The organism is Spirillospora sp. CA-142024, assembly GCF_050942325.1.
Lineage (GTDB): Bacteria > Actinomycetota > Actinomycetes > Streptosporangiales > Streptosporangiaceae > Spirillospora.
Genome location: NZ_CP192077.1, coordinates 1153576 through 1171842 on the forward strand (window position 1 = coordinate 1153576; position 18267 = coordinate 1171842).

The 18267-nt window shown below is 71.2% G+C and carries 14 protein-coding genes; 12 read left to right on the forward strand and 2 right to left on the reverse strand.

Features of this window, described 5'->3' with window-relative positions; genetic code table 11:
- Positions 1-84: 84 nt before the first annotated feature.
- Entirely contained in the window at positions 85-1146 is a 1062-nt protein-coding gene (locus ACQPZP_RS05745; RefSeq protein ID WP_433476583.1) for a DivIVA domain-containing protein, read from the reverse strand.
- A gap of 236 nt (positions 1147-1382) precedes the next feature.
- Between ACQPZP_RS05745 and ACQPZP_RS05750 the strand changes: the two genes are divergently transcribed.
- The 5 genes from ACQPZP_RS05750 (at position 1383) to ACQPZP_RS05770 (ending at position 8545) form a co-directional block, all read left to right on the forward strand.
- Positions 1383-1904 carry a gamma carbonic anhydrase family protein gene (locus tag ACQPZP_RS05750; protein ID WP_433476584.1) on the forward strand — a complete coding sequence of 174 codons (522 nt, stop codon included), beginning with the start codon at positions 1383-1385 and terminating at the stop codon, positions 1902-1904.
- 89 nt (positions 1905-1993) lie between these two features.
- Entirely contained in the window at positions 1994-6001 is a 4008-nt protein-coding gene (locus ACQPZP_RS05755) for an AAA family ATPase (protein ID WP_433476585.1), read from the forward strand.
- A 253-nt stretch (positions 6002-6254) separates the two neighbouring features.
- The gene (locus ACQPZP_RS05760; protein WP_347813985.1) at positions 6255-6446 is read left to right on the forward strand and encodes a hypothetical protein; all 192 of its coding nucleotides are present in this window, start codon (positions 6255-6257) and stop codon (positions 6444-6446) included.
- A gap of 321 nt (positions 6447-6767) precedes the next feature.
- Complete coding sequence (locus ACQPZP_RS05765; RefSeq protein WP_433476586.1) at positions 6768-7385, forward strand: DUF47 domain-containing protein; 618 nt, start codon at positions 6768-6770, stop codon at positions 7383-7385.
- Positions 7382-8545 carry an anion permease gene (locus ACQPZP_RS05770; RefSeq protein WP_433476587.1) on the forward strand — a complete coding sequence of 388 codons (1164 nt, stop codon included), beginning with the start codon at positions 7382-7384 and terminating at the stop codon, positions 8543-8545. Before ACQPZP_RS05765 ends, ACQPZP_RS05770 begins: the two co-directional genes overlap by 4 nt.
- A 49-nt stretch (positions 8546-8594) precedes the next feature.
- Here the strand turns inward: ACQPZP_RS05770 and ACQPZP_RS05775 are convergent, their stop codons facing one another.
- Positions 8595-10274, reverse strand: coding sequence for a bifunctional metallophosphatase/5'-nucleotidase (locus ACQPZP_RS05775; RefSeq protein ID WP_433476588.1), 1680 nt, complete (start codon positions 10272-10274; stop codon positions 8595-8597).
- Between the two features lie 118 nt (positions 10275-10392).
- On the opposite strand from ACQPZP_RS05775, the gene mshD reads away from it, so the two are divergent.
- From mshD to efeB, 7 genes are all read left to right on the forward strand, one after another.
- On the forward strand, positions 10393-11271 hold the full coding sequence (mshD, locus tag ACQPZP_RS05780; RefSeq protein WP_433476589.1) for a mycothiol synthase: 879 nt from the start codon (positions 10393-10395) through the stop codon (positions 11269-11271).
- A gap of 266 nt (positions 11272-11537) precedes the next feature.
- Entirely contained in the window at positions 11538-12641 is a 1104-nt protein-coding gene (pstS, locus tag ACQPZP_RS05785; protein ID WP_433476590.1) for a phosphate ABC transporter substrate-binding protein PstS, read from the forward strand.
- Between the two features lie 95 nt (positions 12642-12736).
- Entirely contained in the window at positions 12737-13717 is a 981-nt protein-coding gene (gene pstC / locus ACQPZP_RS05790; RefSeq protein ID WP_433476591.1) for a phosphate ABC transporter permease subunit PstC, read from the forward strand.
- A complete protein-coding gene (gene pstA / locus ACQPZP_RS05795) occupies positions 13714-14619 on the forward strand; it encodes a phosphate ABC transporter permease PstA (protein ID WP_433476592.1) in 906 nt (301 codons plus the stop codon). Before pstC ends, pstA begins: the two co-directional genes overlap by 4 nt.
- Before the next feature lie 22 nt (positions 14620-14641).
- Positions 14642-15418: a phosphate ABC transporter ATP-binding protein PstB gene (gene pstB, locus ACQPZP_RS05800; RefSeq protein WP_433466531.1), complete on the forward strand. Its 777-nt coding sequence runs from the start codon at positions 14642-14644 to the stop codon at positions 15416-15418.
- A 431-nt stretch (positions 15419-15849) separates the two neighbouring features.
- On the forward strand, positions 15850-16971 hold the full coding sequence (locus tag ACQPZP_RS05805; RefSeq protein ID WP_433476593.1) for an EfeM/EfeO family lipoprotein: 1122 nt from the start codon (positions 15850-15852) through the stop codon (positions 16969-16971).
- Between the two features lie 13 nt (positions 16972-16984).
- The gene (gene efeB / locus ACQPZP_RS05810; RefSeq protein WP_433476594.1) at positions 16985-18241 is read left to right on the forward strand and encodes an iron uptake transporter deferrochelatase/peroxidase subunit; all 1257 of its coding nucleotides are present in this window, start codon (positions 16985-16987) and stop codon (positions 18239-18241) included.
- Positions 18242-18267: the final 26 nt, after the last annotated feature.

The window sequence follows — 18267 nt, forward strand, 5'->3', positions numbered from 1 at the left end:
CCCGGGATCCTATAGAACGAGCGCGGCGGTGCCCCGGGCCTGCTGGAGGCGCCGGGCGCACCGCCTGACGGAAGAGCGGCCGTTCTACAGCTCGATGGGGCCGCGGGGCTGCTGGGGCGGGAGGGGGGCGGTCGCGGGGCCGCCGGAGTCCTCGGCCGGACGGGCGGGCTTGGCCTGCTGCGGGGCGGGCGGGGCCGGGGTGTCGGCGGGCGGGGCCGGTTCCGGCTTCTTGAGCGGGGCCGCGGTCTGCGGCGGGTTCGCCGGGGCGGCCGCCGGTGCCGGCGGTGCGGCCGGTGCCGCCGGCGCGGGCTTGGGGGCGGCGGGCTTGGACGCGGCCGGCATCGGCTTCGGGCCCGTCGAGGTCGACGAGGACGACGAAGACGGCGAAGACGCGGGGGCCGGGCTCGCCGGCGGGGCCTGCTTGGCCTGGGCGCGCGGCGGCGGGCTCTGCCGGACGGCGTCCTCGACCATCTTCTCCAGCGGCCCCGCCTCGTTCTCGGCGGTCAGCAGCCGGTGCAGGGTGTCGCTGATCTCGGTGAGGCGCTGCAGGGCCTGGGTGTGGTTCTTGGTGAGCGAGGTGAGCCGCTGGGTCGCGCCCTCGTTGATCACGCTGGCCCGCCGCTCGGACGCGGTGAGGGTGCGCTCGGCCTCCAGTCGCGCGCTGGTCACCGTCTGCTCGGCCTCCTGCTTGGCGGCCGACAGCACGCTGTCCGACTCCTTCTTGGCCGCCGCCAGCATGTGGTCGGCCTTCTCCTGCGCCTGGCCGAGGTTCTTGTCGGCGTGCGCGCGGGCGTCGTCGACGATCCGCTTGGACTCCTGCTCGGCGTCCTTGCGGATCTCGGTGCCCTTGGCCTCGGCCTCGGCGACCTTGTCCTGGGCCTCGTCCTCGGCGAGGTTGATGATCTGCCGGAGCCGGTCGCTCAGGTCGTCGCCGGTGGGCTTGCGGGCCTCCCGGACCTCGGCCATCTCGCGGCGGATCCGCTCGACCTCGTCCTGTGCCCGGGCGAGCCGGGCCTCCAGTTCACGGTGCTTCTGCTGGGCACGGGCGATGTAGTCGTCGACCTGGCGGCGGTTGTAGCCGCGCATGACGATCTCGAAGGACTCTTCTTGGAGGAGGTTCGGCAGGATTTCGGCTTCGTTGCTCATGATGCCTTGGGGGTCGTTGGCGGGGATCAACACCCCGTCAGGGTCGGTTGAGATGCGATCCTCGCCCGCCGCTGAGCGGCCCACGGTGGGGAGACGTCAGGACGACTCTTGTCCGGTCCACCCCATTCGCGCAACCGGAACGCACTTCTCGCTGCCGTTTCTTCATCTGGGCGGGCGCGACAAACCATCCAATCTCCGGAAAAATCGCGCCCCGAGGGGCGGCTACCATCGGCGCCATGAGCTACCTGGGAGCGTTGGGTGCGGACCGTCCGTCGATCGATCCCACGGCGTGGGTCGCGCCCGGCGCGGTCGTCGTCGGACGGGTGACGCTGGGCCGCGCGTCCAGCGTCTGGTACGGCTCGGTGCTGCGCGGCGACGACGAGGAGATCGTCGTCGGCGACGAGTGCAACATCCAGGACCTGAGCTGCATGCACTCCGATCCCGGTATGCCCGCGGTCCTGGAGGACAGGGTCAGCCTCGGCCACAAGGCGATGGTGCACGGCGCGCACGTCGAGACCGGTTCGCTCATCGGCATCGGCGCGATCGTGCTGAACGGCGCCCGCATCGGCTCCGGGACGCTGATCGCCGCCGGCGCGCTCGTCCCGCCCGGCAAGAAGATCCCGTCCGGGGTGCTCGTCGCCGGCACGCCGGGCAAGATCGTCAGGGAGCTGACCGACGACGACCGGCTGGTGCTCCAGTACACGCCCGAGGTGTACGTGAAGAAGGCGGAACGGCACCGCGACGCCCGGTGGGACTGACGTCAAGGTCCTGTTGATAATTCCCTGACCTGCGACGACGCGGCGAATGGGCCGGTGGGCGGCACCTCGGCCGGTTTCGGCTGACTACCATGACCATCGTGGTGTGGGGACCGGGCTATGACAGTGCTCCGCCGCCCAGCCCCCAGCAGGGGCAGGATCCGTTCACGGAGGCAGAGCGCGACACGAGGGCGATGGTGGCCGCCGCATGGTGGCCGTCGGCGCCTCCGCAGCAGCGCCATCACGCCATCGGCGGCCGCATGCTCGTCCTCCCGGACGGGACGTGGTGGCTGTTCGGCGCGTGGGCCCGCTGGTACCGGCTGCACCCGTCCGACGGCCAGTGGTACCTGTGCCCGCCGCCCCGCGTCCCCGCCGTCCGGATGGCGGCGAGGCCCGCGCAGCAGGCGCCCGGGCAGGTGCCGGCGCTGCCCCCGCACGTCATCCCGGCCGGGCCCGACTTCTCCTATGACCCGCCGTCCGGGCTGCCCTTCGTCGCGCACGGGTTCGCGACCGAGCTGACCTCGCGGGTCCGGTCGACCGTCGAGTCCGCGGCGACCCTGCCCGCGCCGGACTACCCGCACTGGTGGCGGGAGTTCACGAACGAGACGCCGTCCACGGTCGCCGTCGCGTGGGGCGTGATGCTGTGGTGCTCGGCCGCGCCCGCGTTCGACTCGCGGCTGGACAAGCAGATGCTCGACCTCTGGAAGCCCTACCGCGCCAAGCCCCTCCCGGACGTGGACGGCCCGCGCTGGCTCACCCCGCCCGCCCTGGAGACGCTCGTCGCGCTCTACTCCGAACGGCTCCGGGCCAGCCGGGTCGACGCGGCGGTCGTCGTGCTGCGGACGATGTGGGCCGTCGCGAGCGCGCTCCGTGACGACATCCGGTACCAGGTCAGGGCGGACGCGCTGCTCGCCATTCTCGGCACCACGCTCGCCAACCCGACGGTCGACTACGGGGCACTGCCGTACGGGGACCAGGCGATCGTCCAGCAGTGGCTTACCCGGTGCCCGCCCAACCTGGTGCCGGCGCTGCGGAACGAGAGTTCGCCAGGCGACAACTTCAGGCACGCCTTCTACACGCTCAGCGAGCTGATAGCCGACCTCTCGGGCGACCCCTCCGAACCGGCCTACATCGAGCCGCGGCTGGTGGCCGCCGCGTTGCTCGCCGCCGACCTGGACGTCGTCCGCAAGGACATGGTGGGCACCATCGTCCCCTGGCTCGACCCGGAGATCCGCTACACGGTGGAGGCGGTGTCACGGCAGAAGGGCCATCCGCTTCGCCGCCTCTGGCCGCAGGACATGCGACTCCCCGAGCCGCTGCGGTCCGCCGCCGGGTCCGGCCCGGGCGCCGAGTCGCTGCTCGCCGCGATGTACGAGGTCGACCTGGCGTGGTGCCGGCTCGGCGGCATGCCCGCCCGGCCCCGCGGCTTCCCCGTCCCGACCGCGGTCATCGCCGGGATCATCGGACGCAACCGGGCCCGCGCCACGGCCGCCGCCCCGACCTCGACGTCGACCCCGTCGCCCGACCCGTCGCCGTCGCAGCCGAACCCGCTCGGCATGCAGAGCCAGCCCGGCATCGCGCCCGGCGCGTCGCCGCAGGGGGCGCCGCCCGAGCCCGACCGCCCGTTCGTCCAGCCGCCCGCCCAGCCCGGCTGGGAGAACGCGCCCGGTCCCGCCGCGCAGGGCCCGAACCAGCCGGTCGGCCAGGGGCAGCAGGCCGCGTTCAACTCCCCGGGGTTCGCCGCCCCGGATCCGGGGATGGGCGGTCACTCGCCCGCCGAGGAGGACAAGGACGAGGGGAACGCCGCGCCGCCTTACACCGAGCTCGGGTTCCAGCGTTCCGGAGCGGCACCGCCCGCGCCCATGCAGAATCCCGCACCGGCGCCGATGCAGAGCCCGCCGCCCGCGCCGCCCCAGCCCGCGCCGCCTGCGCCACAGCCTGCGCCGCCTCAGCCTGCGCCGGTTCAGGCGAGCCATGCGCCCGCTCCCCAGCCGGAGCTCGGCGGCTTCTCCCCGCCGGAGGAGGAGAAGCAGGACGAGAACTTCGTCCCGCCGTACACGCAGCTGGGCTACCAGCCCGCCGGCGCCGCTCCCGCACCCCAGCCGAACGTCCCGCCGGGGCCGCCGAACCCCGTCGCGCCTCCAGAGCCGCAGCTGCCCCAGCCCCAGCCCCAGGCGTTCGACCCGTATGCGACGCGCGTGGAGGGCAAGGCGGGATCCCCGCAGCCGGCCGGGCCCCCGGTGCCCCCCGCGCCCCAGCAGAACCAGCCGCCCGGCACGCGCGTCCTCGGGCCGGGAGACCTTGAGGACGAGCCGGGCCCGCCGCCGCCCGTCCCGGGAGCCGGCCCCGGCACCGCCGTCATGTCCCAGACGATGGTCGGCGACTTCGACTTCCTGGACGACACGCCGTCCCCGGAACAGCCCGTCCACGAGATCCCACCGCCGAGCGACCGCAGCACCCGCCGCGTCCTGGAGCGGTTCGGGTTCGGCTTCATGTACGGCGAGCACGACGCGGCGGCCTTCCTCGGCGACCTGAAGAAGCAGGCCCAGGCCTGGAACGCGCCGGCGGGCGAGGAGGCCGAGCGCACCCGCGTGGACGGCGCGCCCAGCTCGATGAAGTCCGGTGTTCCCGGCGTGCTGCTGGTCGGCAACCCGCACTCGGGGCAGCGCCGGCTGTCCCGGATGATCGCGCTGACGCTCGCGAACGCGGGGCTCGGCGACGGGTCGATCCGCGCGCACGACGCCGAGGACGTCCGGAACGCGCCGCCGGAGCGGGTCGGGCAGCTCCTCGGGCAGCCGGGCCCGGTGATCCTCTTCGAGCGGCTGGACGTGGCCGTCACCAGCGCGGCCGACCCGGTGGCGGTCGTCGGGGCGGTGCGCCGCGCCCGCCGCGACCCGGTGAACACCACCCCGGTGATCGCGACGTGCGAGCCGCGCGCGTACAAGCGCCTCCTGCAGGACCATCCGAAGCTCGTGCAGTCGTTCCGCGTCCACCGGCTGCCCGACTTCAGCGACCTCGACAACCGGATGACGCTGCTGCACCTGCTGGCGGACGAGCGGCGCGTGACGATCGGGGCGTCGGCGCTGGAGGTCGTCCGGGCCGACCTGGCGCGGCTGCGGGGCCCGGGCGACCTGGTCAACGCGCGCCTGGTCGAGGCGTATCTGGACCAGGCGGCCCAGCGGAACATGGAGCGCGCCGGCGCGTCCCACGACCGGCTGGTGCTGACCCCGGACGACCTCGCGGGCGTCGCCGAGGGCATCGAGCCCGCGCTGCGCCCGCCCGGCGACATCGACGGCTACATGCGGCAGCTCGACCAGCTCACCGGCCTGGACGACGTCAAGGCGGCGGTGCTGGAACTGGCCGACGAAGCGGGACTCGCCGCCGACCGGGCCCGGTACGGGGTGTCCCAGCAGGACGCGCGGCACCTGGTCTTCGTCGGGCCGCCCGGCACCGGGAAGACGACCGTGGCCGGGCTGGTCGGCGGCATCTACGCGGCGCTCGGGCTGCTGGAGTCCGGGCACGTGGTGGCGTGCCGCCCCGTCCACCTGGCGGGACGCGACCGGGTCGACACCGAGAACCGCGTCGCCGGCATGGTCGACCAGGCGCTCGGCGGCGTCCTGCTCATCCAGGAGGCGCACCGCCTCGACCGCAGCCCCGCCGTGGTGGACGAGCTGCTCCGCCGCATGAACCAGGGCGGCGCCCGGTTCGTCGTGGTGTGCTCCAGCCCGGCGGCGGAGATGGAGGGCTTCCTCGCCGGCAGCCCCGCGTTCCGCGCCGAGTTCGGCCGGATCCTGGAGTTCACCGGGATGGGCGACCGCGAGATGGTCCAGCTGTTCCAGGGCTACGCCGAGCGGGACCTCTACATGCTGGACGAGGAGTTGCGCGTCGAGCTGCTGAACCGGTTCGCGCGGATGCGTGAGGACCCGCAGTTCGCCTACGCGCGGACCGTCCGGGCGCTGTTCGAGCAGACGGTGGCGCGGCAGGCGGCCCGGCTCGCGGGCGCCGACGTCAACGCCGCCACCGTGGCCCGGTTGACGGCCCGCGACCTCCCCGAGTCGCCGCTGGAACAGATGCTCGGCGATTTCCACCAGGGCCGCTGACCAGGCTCCACGGCTCGCCGGCTGTCCGTGTGTCCCGGGACGACCGGGACACACGTATCAGATGGGCACTACCGGGGAAGGCTAGACAGTCCGGGGAACGGGCCCCTGGAAGCCGGTCGGTGCGGTGGTCGGAGGCCCGGGACGCCCCCCCCGGATGGACAGGGTCGGAGTGGCCCTCGAATGGTCCTCATGGGTCATGTGCCCGTCGGGGCGGGACGCGTAGCCTCGACTTGGGTGTGGGGAACGAACGGAGGTGGACGCGGTGCGCCAGAACCTCGATCTGCGCGTCCACGACCGTGTTGCGCTGGACGAGATCGAACTCTATGCCGAGATGCTCAGTGCGGTGGCGGCGGCGGAGCGGCCGCTGACCATCGCGGAAATCGACATGGTGCTCGGAGTGCGGTCCGACGAAGCCGGTCGTCGTGAGCTGACGCCACGGGATTGAACACCGCTGCCGGGGACGCCGATTCAGGGCGTCCCCGGTTCGTCTTTTCAGCCGCGCCGTAGTCCGGTGTCCAGGTCGCTAGTCTGTAACGAATCTCACTCCTGATCCGCGCCGCCCGCGCAGGCAGCCGCCGTGGGGGCCCGAACCGGTGGATGTTCCGCCAGATAGGGGCTGTCGCGAAGGGTATGTACCTCCTGATCTAGGGCAATCTTGTAGATGAGAGGATGGCGGACACCAGCCGAAGCTGGGGCAAAGGTTCTTTTTACGGCTGGTTGCGCCTACGATCCTCTGCGGACTGTTCCGGCACATCAGGAGAACGACGTGCGCTTGCGTCTCACGCCGCGTGAGGACAGCTTCTACGACATGTTCGCCGACTCGGCGAACAACCTGGTCACCGGCGCCAGGCTGCTCGTGGAACTCATCAGCGACGGCGCCGACCGGGCGGCGATCGCGGAGAAGATGCGCGCCTGCGAACACGCGGGCGACGAATGCACCCATGCGATCATGCGCCGCCTGAACGAAACGTTCATCACCCCCTTCGACCGCGAGGACATCTACCGGCTGGCCTCGACGATCGACGACGTGATGGACGAGATGGAAGAGGCCGCGGATCTCGTCGTGCTCTACAAGATCGACGAGTTCCCCAAGGGTGTCGTCAACATGGTCGAGGTCCTGGAGCGGGCCGCCGAGCTGACGGCCGAGGCCATGCCGCGGCTCCGCTCGATGAAGGAGCTCAACGAGTACTGGATCGAGATCAACCGGCTGGAGAACCAGGGAGACCAGGTCTACCGCAAGCTGCTCGCACAGCTGTTCAGCGGTGAGTACGACACGCTGACCGTGCTGAAGCTGAAGCAGGTCATCGACCGGCTGGAGGACGCGGCGGACGCGTTCGAGCACGTGGCCAACACGGTCGAGACCATCGCGGTCAAGGAATCATGAGCGTGGCCGAGGACTCCGGCGCCACCCTCATCCGCGAGCCCACGGCTGACGCCGAGGAGACACTGAGCGAGCAGGCCACCCGCCGGGTGACGGGCCGTGCCTGGCTCCTCCTGCTGGCCGGCGTGCTCGTCGTCATGATCGCGGGCGCGCTCGGGCTGCGGTCCGACGCGCAGATGGCCGTCCTCGTCCTGGTCGTCATCGTGTCGCTGGTGTTCGACTACACCAACGGGTTCCACGACGCGGCCAACGCGATCGCCACCGCGGTCTCCACCCGGGCGCTGACCCCGCGCGTCGCCCTCGGCATGGCCGCCGCGATGAACATGATCGGCGCCCTGCTCGGCGTCGGCGTCGCCAAGACCGTCAGCGAGGTCATCACCCCGCCCTCCGGCCTGCACGGTCTCACGGTCGTCGCCGCCGGCGTGCTGGGCGCGATCACCTGGAACCTCATCACCTGGTACTTCGGGCTGCCGTCGTCGTCCTCGCACGCGCTGATCGGCGGCGTCGTCGGCGCCGGGCTGGCCTCGCTGTCGTCGGTCAACTGGCACAGCGTCGTCGACAAGGTCGCGGTCCCGATGGTGGTGTCCCCGGTGGTCGGGTTCTGCCTCGCCTACCTGATGATGGTGGCGATCCTTTGGATCTTCCGGCACGCCAATCCGAGCCGGGTCGGCCGGCGCTTCCGGATCGCGCAGACCCTGTCCGCCGCGTCCCTCGCGCTCGGGCACGGGTTGCAGGACGCCCAGAAGACCATGGGCATCATCGTCCTCGCGCTCGTCACGACCGGCTACTCGGACGGCAGCACGGTCCCGTGGTGGGTGATCATCCTGTGTGCGGGAGCGCTGTCCGCCGGCACCTACGCGGGCGGCTGGCGCATCATGCGGACGCTGGGCCGCAAGGTGATCGAGGTCGACCCGCCGAAGGGCTTCGCCGCCGAAGCGACCGCCTCCGTCGTCCTCTACGCGACCGCCTTCATCTGGCACGCTCCAATCTCCACCACCCACACGATCACCTCGGCGATCATGGGCTCCGGCGCCACCAAGCGGATCTCCGCGGTCCGCTGGGGCGTCGCCGGCAACATCCTCATCGCCTGGGTCCTCACCATGCCCGCCGCCGCGGCCGTCGCCGCCGTCGTCTACTACATCGTCCACTTCTTCGGCGCGTGACCGTGCGACGGCCCGCCGCCCTTGTGGGGGCGGCGGGCCGTCGTGGTTCTTACTGGCCGGAGATGCGGTCGAGGGGTGGTGGGGGGATGGTGCCCTGGGCGGCGAAGTAGGCGACGAAGGTGTCCAGGTCGATGGCGCCCAGGACCTGGTCCTTGCCCTGGGTGAAGACGGTGAAGCCGTCACCGCCGCCGAGGAGGAAGTTGTTCGCCGCGACCTTGTAGGTGGTGGCCGGGTCGACCGGGGTGCCGCCGATGGTGATCGCGGAGACGCGGTCGCCGACGGGCTTCGAGCGGTCGATGGTGAAGTGCAGGTTCGCCGACGGCTGGAGGATCTTCTCGCCCGCGGACGTCCACTGCTGTTCGAGGAGGGCGTCGAGCTGCGCGCCGGTCAGCGACGTCACGCCCATCACGTTGCTGAACGGCTGGACCGCGAACGCCTCGCCGTAGGTGACGACGCCGTCGCCTTCGGAGCCGCTCGCCTTGTAGACGAGGTCGGTGCGGACGCCGCCGGGGTTCATCAGCGCGACCTGGGAGCCGAGGTCCTTCGTCCCGGCGAGCTGGCCGTCGGCGATGACGTCGCCGAGCGCGGTCTCGCCGGCCGGGGACGGGGTGCGGGTCAGGTCCGCGGTGATCTTGCCGATGGGCTTGTCGGCGATCGTGGAGACCCGGTCCTTCCACGTCTGGACGAACCCCTGCGTCGCCGGGTCCGGCGGGACGTCCCGCGTTACCACGTGGTTGTCGGCCTTCACCGAGGACCGGACGATGTCGCCGGTCCGCCGGTTCACCTTGAGGTTCACCTCGGTGATCACGCGGCCGAAGGAGGAGCCGGACGAGAACAGCCGCGGGTTCCCGTTCGGGTCCTTGACCGAGCAGAGGTACTGCTGGTGGGTGTGCCCGGACAGGACCATGTCGATCTCGGGGTCGGCCTCCTGGGCGATCCGGGTACCGGCGCCGGGGACGACGCCGCACTCGTCCGGCCGCTCGCCCGACTTGACCTGGTCGCCCTCGTGGACGAGCAGGACCATCGCGCGGACGTGCCGGCGCTTCAGCTCGCGGGCCGCCCGGTTCGCGGCGGCGACCTCGTCGTCGAACTTCAGGTCCTTGATGCCCTCGGCGGTGACGATGCTCGGGGTGGTCTTGGTGACGACGCCGATGAAGCCGATGCGCACGCCGTTGATGCGGCGGATCGTCCAGGGCCGGATCGCCGGCCGGTCGTTCTTCTTCAGCAGGACGTTCGCGCCGAGGTAGTCGAACTCGGCGCCGCGCCACCGGCCCGCCGGGGAGCACCCGTCCACCGGGTGGCAGCCGCCGTTCTGGATGCGCAGCAGCTCCTGGTAGCCCTCGTCGAACTCGTGGTTGCCGACCGCCGACGCCGTGACGCCCATGTCGCCCAAGAACTGCACGGACGGCTCGTCGTGGTAGGCGGCGGAGATCAGCGGCGAGGCGCCGATCAGGTCGCCCTGGGCGACCGTGAGCGTGTCGCGGTTCCGCAGTTGCTTGAGGTGGGCCGCGATGTAGGCGGCGCCACCGGCGGGGACGGGGTTCCCGTTCTCGTCGATGGCCGTCCCGGAGCTTCCGGACGGCGGTTCGAGGTTGCCGTGGAAGTCGTTGAGGGCCAGCAGCCGTACGGACGCGGTCGGTACGGGACGTGCCGCGGCGGGTTGCGCGGCCACGCCCACGACCGTCAGCCCCGCCGCGGCGCAGGCCAGGAAGGTGCGTCGTCGAGTCATTCTGTGGACGGTAGATTCGCCCGGCATACGGTTCCCGGCGGCGCGATGACGTTTTTGTGACAAATCGATCAGGGGATGCGCTGATCATGCAGTTCCTCCGGCCCCATAGGGTGTGGCCGTGAGTGAACTGCGGGCGCGGGGGACCCTGGCGGACGGTGAGGTCGCCGGGGCGCTGGCACTGGCCGAGGCCGCGGCGGAGGCCGACGGCGTCGGACCGCTGTCGGAGCACGCCCTGCTGGCGCTGCGGGCGGGCCGGTCCGGGATCGCGATCTCCGAGGGCGGCGTGATCGTGGCGTACGCGCACCTCGACCCGGCGACCGGGGAGGAGCCGGCGGCGGGGGAGCTGGTCGTCCATCCGGAGCACCGGCGCCGGGGCCACGGGCGGACGCTGCTGCGCGCCCTGCGGGACGAGGCCGGCGGGCCGCTGCGGGTATGGGCGCATGGTGATCTTCCGGCGGCCGCCGCGCTCGCGGCCGCCGAGGGGATGACGCGGGCTCGCGCGCTGTTCCAGATGCGGCGTCCCGCGTCCGGTCCGCTGCCGGAGCCGCGCGTCGCGGAGGGTGTGTCGATCCGCGCCTTCGAGCCGGGCCGGGACGAGGGCGCGTGGCTGGAGGTGAACGCCCGCGCGTTCGCCGACCACCCGGAGCAGGGCGCCTGGACGATGGACGACGTCCGCGAGCGCGAGGCCGAGGACTGGTTCGACCCCGCCGGCTTCTTCCTCGCCGAGCGGGCGGGCCGGCTCGCCGGATTCCACTGGACGAAGGTGCATCCGGGCGGGCTCGGCGAGGTCTACGTCGTGGGCGTCGACCCGGCCGCGCAGGGCCTCGGCCTCGGGCGCGCCCTCACCCTCCAGGGCCTGCGTCATCTGCGCGACATCGGCGTCGGCCAGATCATGCTCTACGTGGACGAGTCCAACGCCGCCGCCGTCCGCCTCTACGAGTCGCTAGGCTTCACCCGGTACGCCGTAGACGTCATGTACGGCACCGGCCCCGCCTGATCCGATTCAGGCCGCCTAAACCTGCGTGGGCATGTTCTGACCGGGACTTTGTACGCCTGAGCTGCGCTGTTAACCCGGCGTCCACGTCAAATCGGGACATTCTTCCCAAGGGTGCTCGTTCTCGTTCATCTGTCGTTCACCTGGATCGGGGCGGCTGGTCACCTCGCCTGCTTAGCGTCGTTTTCGACGGCGAACCCGTCGTCCGGCCGACGTGGGCCAGGGCGGGCAGGGGGACCCGCCCGACGAACTGACGAGGAGACTCTCCGGTGAAGAACGGTTCCCGACTCGCCGCCCTGGGCGGTGTTGTCGTAGCGGGGGCGCTGGCCCTCTCCGCCTGCGGGAGCGACAACAATACGACGGCGGGTTCGAGCAGCGCGCCGACCGGCGACATCGACTGCGCCAAGGCCAGCGTCAACGCGGCGGGGTCGAGCGCGCAGAAGAACGCGATCGAGGAGTGGACGAAGCTCTACTCCTCCAAGTGCGCGGGCGCCAACCTGAACTACAACCCGAGCGGCTCGGGTGCGGGCATCCAGGCGTTCACGAGCGGGCAGGTGGCGTTCGCCGGGTCCGACTCGTCCCTGAAGCCCGAGGAGGCCGCCGCCGCGCAGAAGCGCTGCCAGGGGAGCAACGCGCTGAACCTGCCCATGGTCGTCGGCCCGATCGCGGTGGTCTACAACGTCCAGGGCGTGGACGGGCTGAAGGTCTCGGCCGACACCCTCGCGAGCATCTTCTCCGGCAAGATCAAGACCTGGAACGATCCGGCGATCGCCAAGGAGAACGAGGGCGCCAAGCTGCCGGCCCAGCCGATCAAGCCGATCTACCGTTCGGACGAGTCCGGCACCACGGACAACTTCACGAACTACCTGCACACCACCTCGCCGAAGATCTGGACGTGGGAGAAGGCCAAGAAGTGGCCGAACTCCACCGGCCAGGGCGCCCCCAAGTCCGACGGCGTCACCAGCCAGGTGAAGAGCACCGCGGGCGCGATCTCCTACGTGGAGATGTCGTACGCGACGAACAACAAGCTGCAGACCGCACAGGTGAAGAACGGCGCGGGCGAGTTCGCGGAGCTGTCGCCGGACAGCGCGTCCAAGGCCGTCGCCGGGGCGAAGATCGTCGGTACCGGCAACGACGTCGCGCTGAAGATCGACTACTCGACCAAGGAGGCGGGGGCGTACCCGATCGTCCTGGTCACCTACGAGATCGCGTGTGAGAAGGGGCTGCCGTCCGAGCAGGCCGGGTTCGTCAAGTCCTTCCTCACCTACACCTCCAGCGCGGACGGTCAGAAGATCCTCACCGACCAGGGTTACGCGCCGCTCCCGCAGAGCGTGCTGACCAAGGTCCAGACGTCCGTGAAGGCCCTGTCCTGACAACAGACGACGGGCCCCCCGACAGCCCCGCCGCCGAGCAATTCGGCGGCGGGGCCGACGTGGGTTCCGCCGACATGATCAAAGGAGGACGTCCCGTGACGAGCGAGACCGGCGCCGCGACGGCCGCCGGCGTCAAACAGCGCGCGAGCGGGGTGCGGATGAGCACCGGCAGGGCCGGGGACAAGATCTTCGTCTCGGCGGCCCGCGGCTCCGGCATCCTGGTGCTGCTGATCATGGTCGCGATCGCGGCCTTCCTGGTGTGGAAGGCGATCCCGGCGCTCCAGGACAACAAGGCGAACTTCCTCACCGCCGAGGAGTGGGACCCGAACGCGACGCCGCCGAAGTTCGGCATCGCGCAGCTCGCGTTCGGCACCGTCGTGTCGTCGCTGCTGGCGATGCTCTTCGCGACGCCGGTCGCGGTCGGCATCGCGCTGTTCATCTCCTTCTACTCGCCGCGGCGGCTGGCGTCGGGGCTCGGCTACGTCGTCGACCTGCTCGCCGCGGTGCCGAGCATCGTCTACGGCCTGTGGGGCCTGGCCTTCCTGTCCAAGCACATGGAGGGCATCAGCACCTTCCTCAACGGGGCGCTCGGCTGGATCCCGCTGTTCGGCGGCGACTCGCCGGGCAAGAACTCGATCTTCACCGCCTCGGTGGTGCTCGCGATCATGATCCTGCCGATCATCTCGTCGATCTCCCGCGAGGTGTTCCTGCAGGTGCCGCGCGCCAACGTGGAGGCCGCCCTCGCGATCGGCGCCACCCGCTGGGAGATGATCCGGCTCGCGGTGCTGCCGTACGGGCGCTCCGGCATGATCGGCGGCGCCATGCTCGGCCTCGGCCGCGCGATGGGCGAGACGATCGCGGTCGCGATGGTGCTGACCTTCGTCCCCGGGATCAACATCCACATCCTGGAGAACGGCGGCGCCACGTTCGCGTCCAACATCGCCAACAGCTTCGCCGAGGCGTCCACCACCGGACGCGGCGCCCTGATCGCCTCCGGTCTGGTGCTGTTCGTGATCACCCTGCTCGTCAACATGGCCGCCCGCGCGGTCGTCGCGCGCCGGAAGGAGTTCGCGTGACCACCGTCTCCACCCGCAAGCCCGCGCCCGGCGCGGGGCTCTCCTCGGTGTCGGCCGGCCGCAAGATCAAGGACCGGGCCGTCCAGGGGCTCGTCTACCTCGCGTTCGCGCTGGCGCTCATTCCGCTGGTGTCGGTGCTGTGGACGGTCGTCGTGAACGGCGTCAAGCGGCTCGACCCGACGTTCTTCCAGTTCTCGATGAACGCCGTCAGCGGCAGCGACCCGGGCGGCGGCGCCTACCACGCGATCATCGGCACCCTGGAGCAGGTCGCGATCACCAGCGTGATCGCCGTTCCGATCGCCGTGCTCACCGCGATCTACCTCGTCGAGTACGCCGGAAACGGGCGGCTCGGCAAGATCATCAGCTTCACCGTGGACGTCATGACCGGCATCCCGTCGATCGTCGCGGGCCTGTTCGTCCTGGCGCTGTGGCTGCTGACGTTCGGGTTCGACTTCTCCGGGCTCGCCGGGTCGCTCGCCCTGACGATCCTCATGATCCCGACCGTGGTGCGGGCGACGGAGGAGATGCTGAAGCTCGTCCCCAACGACCTGCGCGAGGCGTCCTACGCGCTGGGCGTGCCGCGCTGGCGGACGATCTGCTTCGTCATCCTGCCGACCGCCATGACCGGGATCATCACCGGCGTGATGCTGGCCGTCGCCCGGGTGATGGGCGAGACCGCGCCGCTGCTGCTCACGATCTTCTTCACCAAGGCGATCAACAGCGACCCGCTCAACGGCCCGCAGGCGTCGCTGCCCACCTTCATCTGGGAGCAGGCCGCCGACCCCAACCAGAACTCGATCGACCGGGCCTGGACGGGCGCCCTCGTGCTGATCGGGATCATCATGCTGCTCAACCTCGTCGCCCGGTTCGTCGCCCGGCGCAAGGCCCCCACGGGCCGCTGACAGAGAAAGGAACCCTGACCCAATGGCCAAGCGGATCGAGGTCTCCGGGCTGCACGCCTACTACGGCGGCGTCCACGCCATCGAGGACATCTCGATGTCGATCGAGCCGCGCTCGGTGACGGCGTTCATCGGACCGTCGGGCTGCGGCAAGTCCACGTTCCTGCGCACCCTCAACCGGATGCACGAGGTCATCCCGGGTGCCCGCGTCCAAGGCAAGGTCATGCTGGACGACGAGGACCTGTACGACTCGTCCGTCGACCCGGTCGCGGTGCGGCGCGTCGTCGGCATGGTGTTCCAGCGGCCCAACCCGTTCCCCACCATGTCGATCTACGACAACGTGGCGGCCGGCCTGAAGCTGAACGGGGTGCGCCGCAAGGCCCGGCTCGACGAGATCGTCGAGGAGTCGCTGCGCGGCGCCAACCTGTGGAACGAGGTCCAGGACCGGCTCGGCAAGCCCGGCGCCGGCCTGTCCGGCGGCCAGCAGCAGCGGCTCTGCATCGCCCGCGCGATCGCCGTCCAGCCGCAGGTCCTGCTGATGGACGAGCCGTGCTCCGCGCTCGACCCGATCTCCACCCTCGCGATCGAGGACCTGATCGAGAAGCTGAAGACGCAGTACACGATCGTCATCGTCACCCACAACATGCAGCAGGCGGCCCGGGTCAGCGACCGCACCGCCTTCTTCAACATCGCCGGGACGGGCAAGCCGGGCAAGCTCATCGAGATCGACGACACCAGCAAGATCTTCGCCAACCCCGAGCAGAAGGCCACCGAGGACTACATCACCGGCCGCTTCGGCTGAGTTCGCTGGCATTCCTCTCCTCCTTCGGGCCTGGCGGCCCTCCATCGTCGAGAAATGCGGGCGATCGCCGGCATCGCTCCGGCTCGCCTTGCGGCTCGCTGCGCGATCAGTTTCTTGCTTCGCTCGAAACTGCCTTCGGACGCGATCGCGACGATTGAGGTTGTCGCATGGTTGCGGTGATGGCTTGGGTGGTCAGGGCGGCGGCCTTGCTCGCGCCAGCGCGGTATGCAGTGGGTTGGGTGGTTGCGGTGGTTGGTGCTGCTCCGTGATCTCTTGATCTCGGTGGCCCGGTCGGCGCGTCGTGGGGGACTTGAGGGTGGCGCTTGGCTGAGGATGATGGCTGATGTAGTCGTGTCGGTGTCCCGGGTTCTGTGGCGAGAGGCGGTATGGGTGTCGGCCTGAATGCCATGGGCGGGGTTCGTCGTGTGTTCGTGGCTTCGGGCATCGCGGGCCTCGTGCTGGTGGCGGGGTGTGCGGGGGATTCCCGTCAGGGGGCGGCCACCGTCCAGGCTGGACGGGTTCACTGCGGGCAGGGCTGGGGACGAGGGCATGCCGGGACGCGGACGCTGGTGGTGCACAACGGCGACTCTTCGGCGGTCGACGTCACCATCGTCGACCCGTCCGACGGGGCGATCTTCGCCGAGTTGGAGGACGTCGGGCCGGGGGCGACCCGGCCGATGCGGGTCAGCCTCGGTGCCGGGACGTACGCGGTCAGGTGCCGTCCGGAGGATGGGAACGCGGTCACCGGGCCGCGTCTGCGGGTGACCGGGGCGGGTTCGGGAGCGCGAGGGGTCCGGCCGCTTACGCGGAACGATCTGTATCCGGCGGTGCTCGCCTATCGGGCATATGTCGCCAAGGGGCTCGGCGTGGCGGAGGAACGCACGGACTCGTTGCGGGACGCGGTCCGGGCGGGGGACCTGGACGCGGCCCGGGAGGCCTGGCTGCCCGCGCACCTGGCCTATGAGCGGCTCGGCGCCGCCTACGGGACGTTCGGCGACTTCGCCGACGAGATCGATGGGCGTCCGGGCGGGTTGCCGAAGGGCGTGCGCGACCCGAAGTTCACGGGGTTCCACCGGGTGGAGTGGGGGCTGTGGCATGGGGAGTCCGCGGCCTCGCTGCGGAGGCCGTCCGAGCGGCTGGCCGGTGATGTGAGGGCGCTGCGGGACGACTTTCCGCGGCAGGAGATCGATCCCGGCGATCTCGGGCTCCGCGCCCACGAGATTCTGGAGGACACACTCCAGTTCGAGCTGACCGGGAAGGCCGACCAGGGGAGCGGGACGACGCTCGCCACGGCCGCCGCGAACCTCGACGGGACCCGGGCGGTGCTCGACCCGCTGCGTCCGCTGCTGAAGGACCGGATGCCGGGCCTCGACGGGATCGACGCCTGGCTCGACCGCACGTCCCGGCTGCTTCGGGCGCAGCACCGGCACGGGGAGTGGACGCCGCTCGACCGGCTGAGCACCATGGAGCGGGAACGCGTCGACGGCGCCGTCGGCGAACTCGTGGAGCGGCTGGCGTCGGTCGCGACCGTCGCGGCGGTGCGGAGATCGTGATGAGGGTGCCGGAGTGAGCGGGCCGGGGCGCCGGTCGATTCTGCGTGGCGCGCTGGCCGCCGGGGTCGCGGGTGCGGTGGCCCGAGGTGGTCCGGTCGCCGGCGGGGCGGCCCAAGGCGGTCCGGTCGCCGGCGGGGTGGCTCGAGGCGGTTCGCTGGAGCGGTCCAGCTCGTTCCGGTCGTTCCACGGTGTCCGTCAGGCCGGGATTCTGGAGGAGCCGCAGGCCCGCGCGATCGTCGTGGCGTTCGACGTGACCGCCGCGAAGCGGGACGAGCTCGGGGAGCTGTTCCGTGCGCTGACGGACCGGGCCAGGGCGCTGACCGGCGGTGGCGCGCCGCCCGAGGTCGGCGTCGCAGGGCCACCGCCCGACTCTGGCATCCTCGGCCCTGACGTCCCGGCGGGCGGTCTCACGGTGACGGCGGCCGTCGGGGCGTCGCTGTTCGACGACCGCTTCGGGCTGGGCTCGCGTCGTCCCGCCCGGCTGACCAGGATGCGGACGTTCCCCAACGACGATCTCGACTCCGCCTGGTGCCACGGCGATCTGCTGCTGCGGTTCGGGGCGCCCGACGAGGACACCGTCCTGCACGCGCTGCGGGACGTCTGCCGGCACACGCGCGGCGCGATGCAGATCCGCTGGCGGGCGAACGGCTTCAGCAGCCGGCCGCGCCCGTCCGGGGCGCCCCGCAACCTCATGGGATTCAAGGACGGCATCGCGAACCCCGACGTGACCCGCGCCGCCGACATGGACCGCCTCGTCTGGGCCGCGCGGGACGGCTCCGAACCCGGGTGGACGGCGGGCGGCACCTACATGGTCGTCCGGCTGATCCGGATGCTCGTCGAGTTCTGGGACCGGGTCGGTCTCGCCGAGCAGGAGCGCATCTTCGGCCGCGTCCGCGAGACCGGTGCGCCCCTCGACGGTGCGCACGAGAAGGACGTCCCGCGCTACGCGGAGGACCCGATCGGCAACGTCATCCCGCTCACCAGCCACATCCGGCGCGCGAACCCGCGCGTTCCCGAGACGGAGGGCAGCCGCATCCTGCGCCGCGCGTGGAACTACGACCGGGGTGTGGACGAGGCCGGGAACCTCGACATGGGTTTGGTCTTCACCTGCTTCCAGCAGGATCCGCGGCGACAGTTCGAGGCCGTCCAGGAACGGCTGGAGGACGAACCGCTCACCGACTACATTTCTCCGTTCGGTGGAGGCTATTTCTTCGCACTTCCGGGTGTCGTGGACGGCTCGGACCACTTCGGCAGGGCATTGCTCGTGTAGGCGGCTTGGGACCTGCATCGGCGGCG

What these genes read in the sequence shown, in the direction of transcription:
- ACQPZP_RS05775 (WP_433476588.1), bottom strand. Translation starts at nt 10,274, where the DNA reads ATGACTCGACGACGCACCTTCCTGGCCTGCGCCGCGGCGGGGCTGACG.
- ACQPZP_RS05770 (WP_433476587.1), top strand. Translation starts at nt 7,382, where the DNA reads ATGAGCGTGGCCGAGGACTCCGGCGCCACCCTCATCCGCGAGCCCACG.
- ACQPZP_RS05745 (WP_433476583.1), bottom strand. Translation starts at nt 1,146, where the DNA reads ATGAGCAACGAAGCCGAAATCCTGCCGAACCTCCTCCAAGAAGAGTCC.
- ACQPZP_RS05750 (WP_433476584.1), top strand. Translation starts at nt 1,383, where the DNA reads ATGAGCTACCTGGGAGCGTTGGGTGCGGACCGTCCGTCGATCGATCCC.
- ACQPZP_RS05755 (WP_433476585.1), top strand. Translation starts at nt 1,994, where the DNA reads ATGACCATCGTGGTGTGGGGACCGGGCTATGACAGTGCTCCGCCGCCC.
- pstB (WP_433466531.1), top strand. Translation starts at nt 14,642, where the DNA reads ATGGCCAAGCGGATCGAGGTCTCCGGGCTGCACGCCTACTACGGCGGC.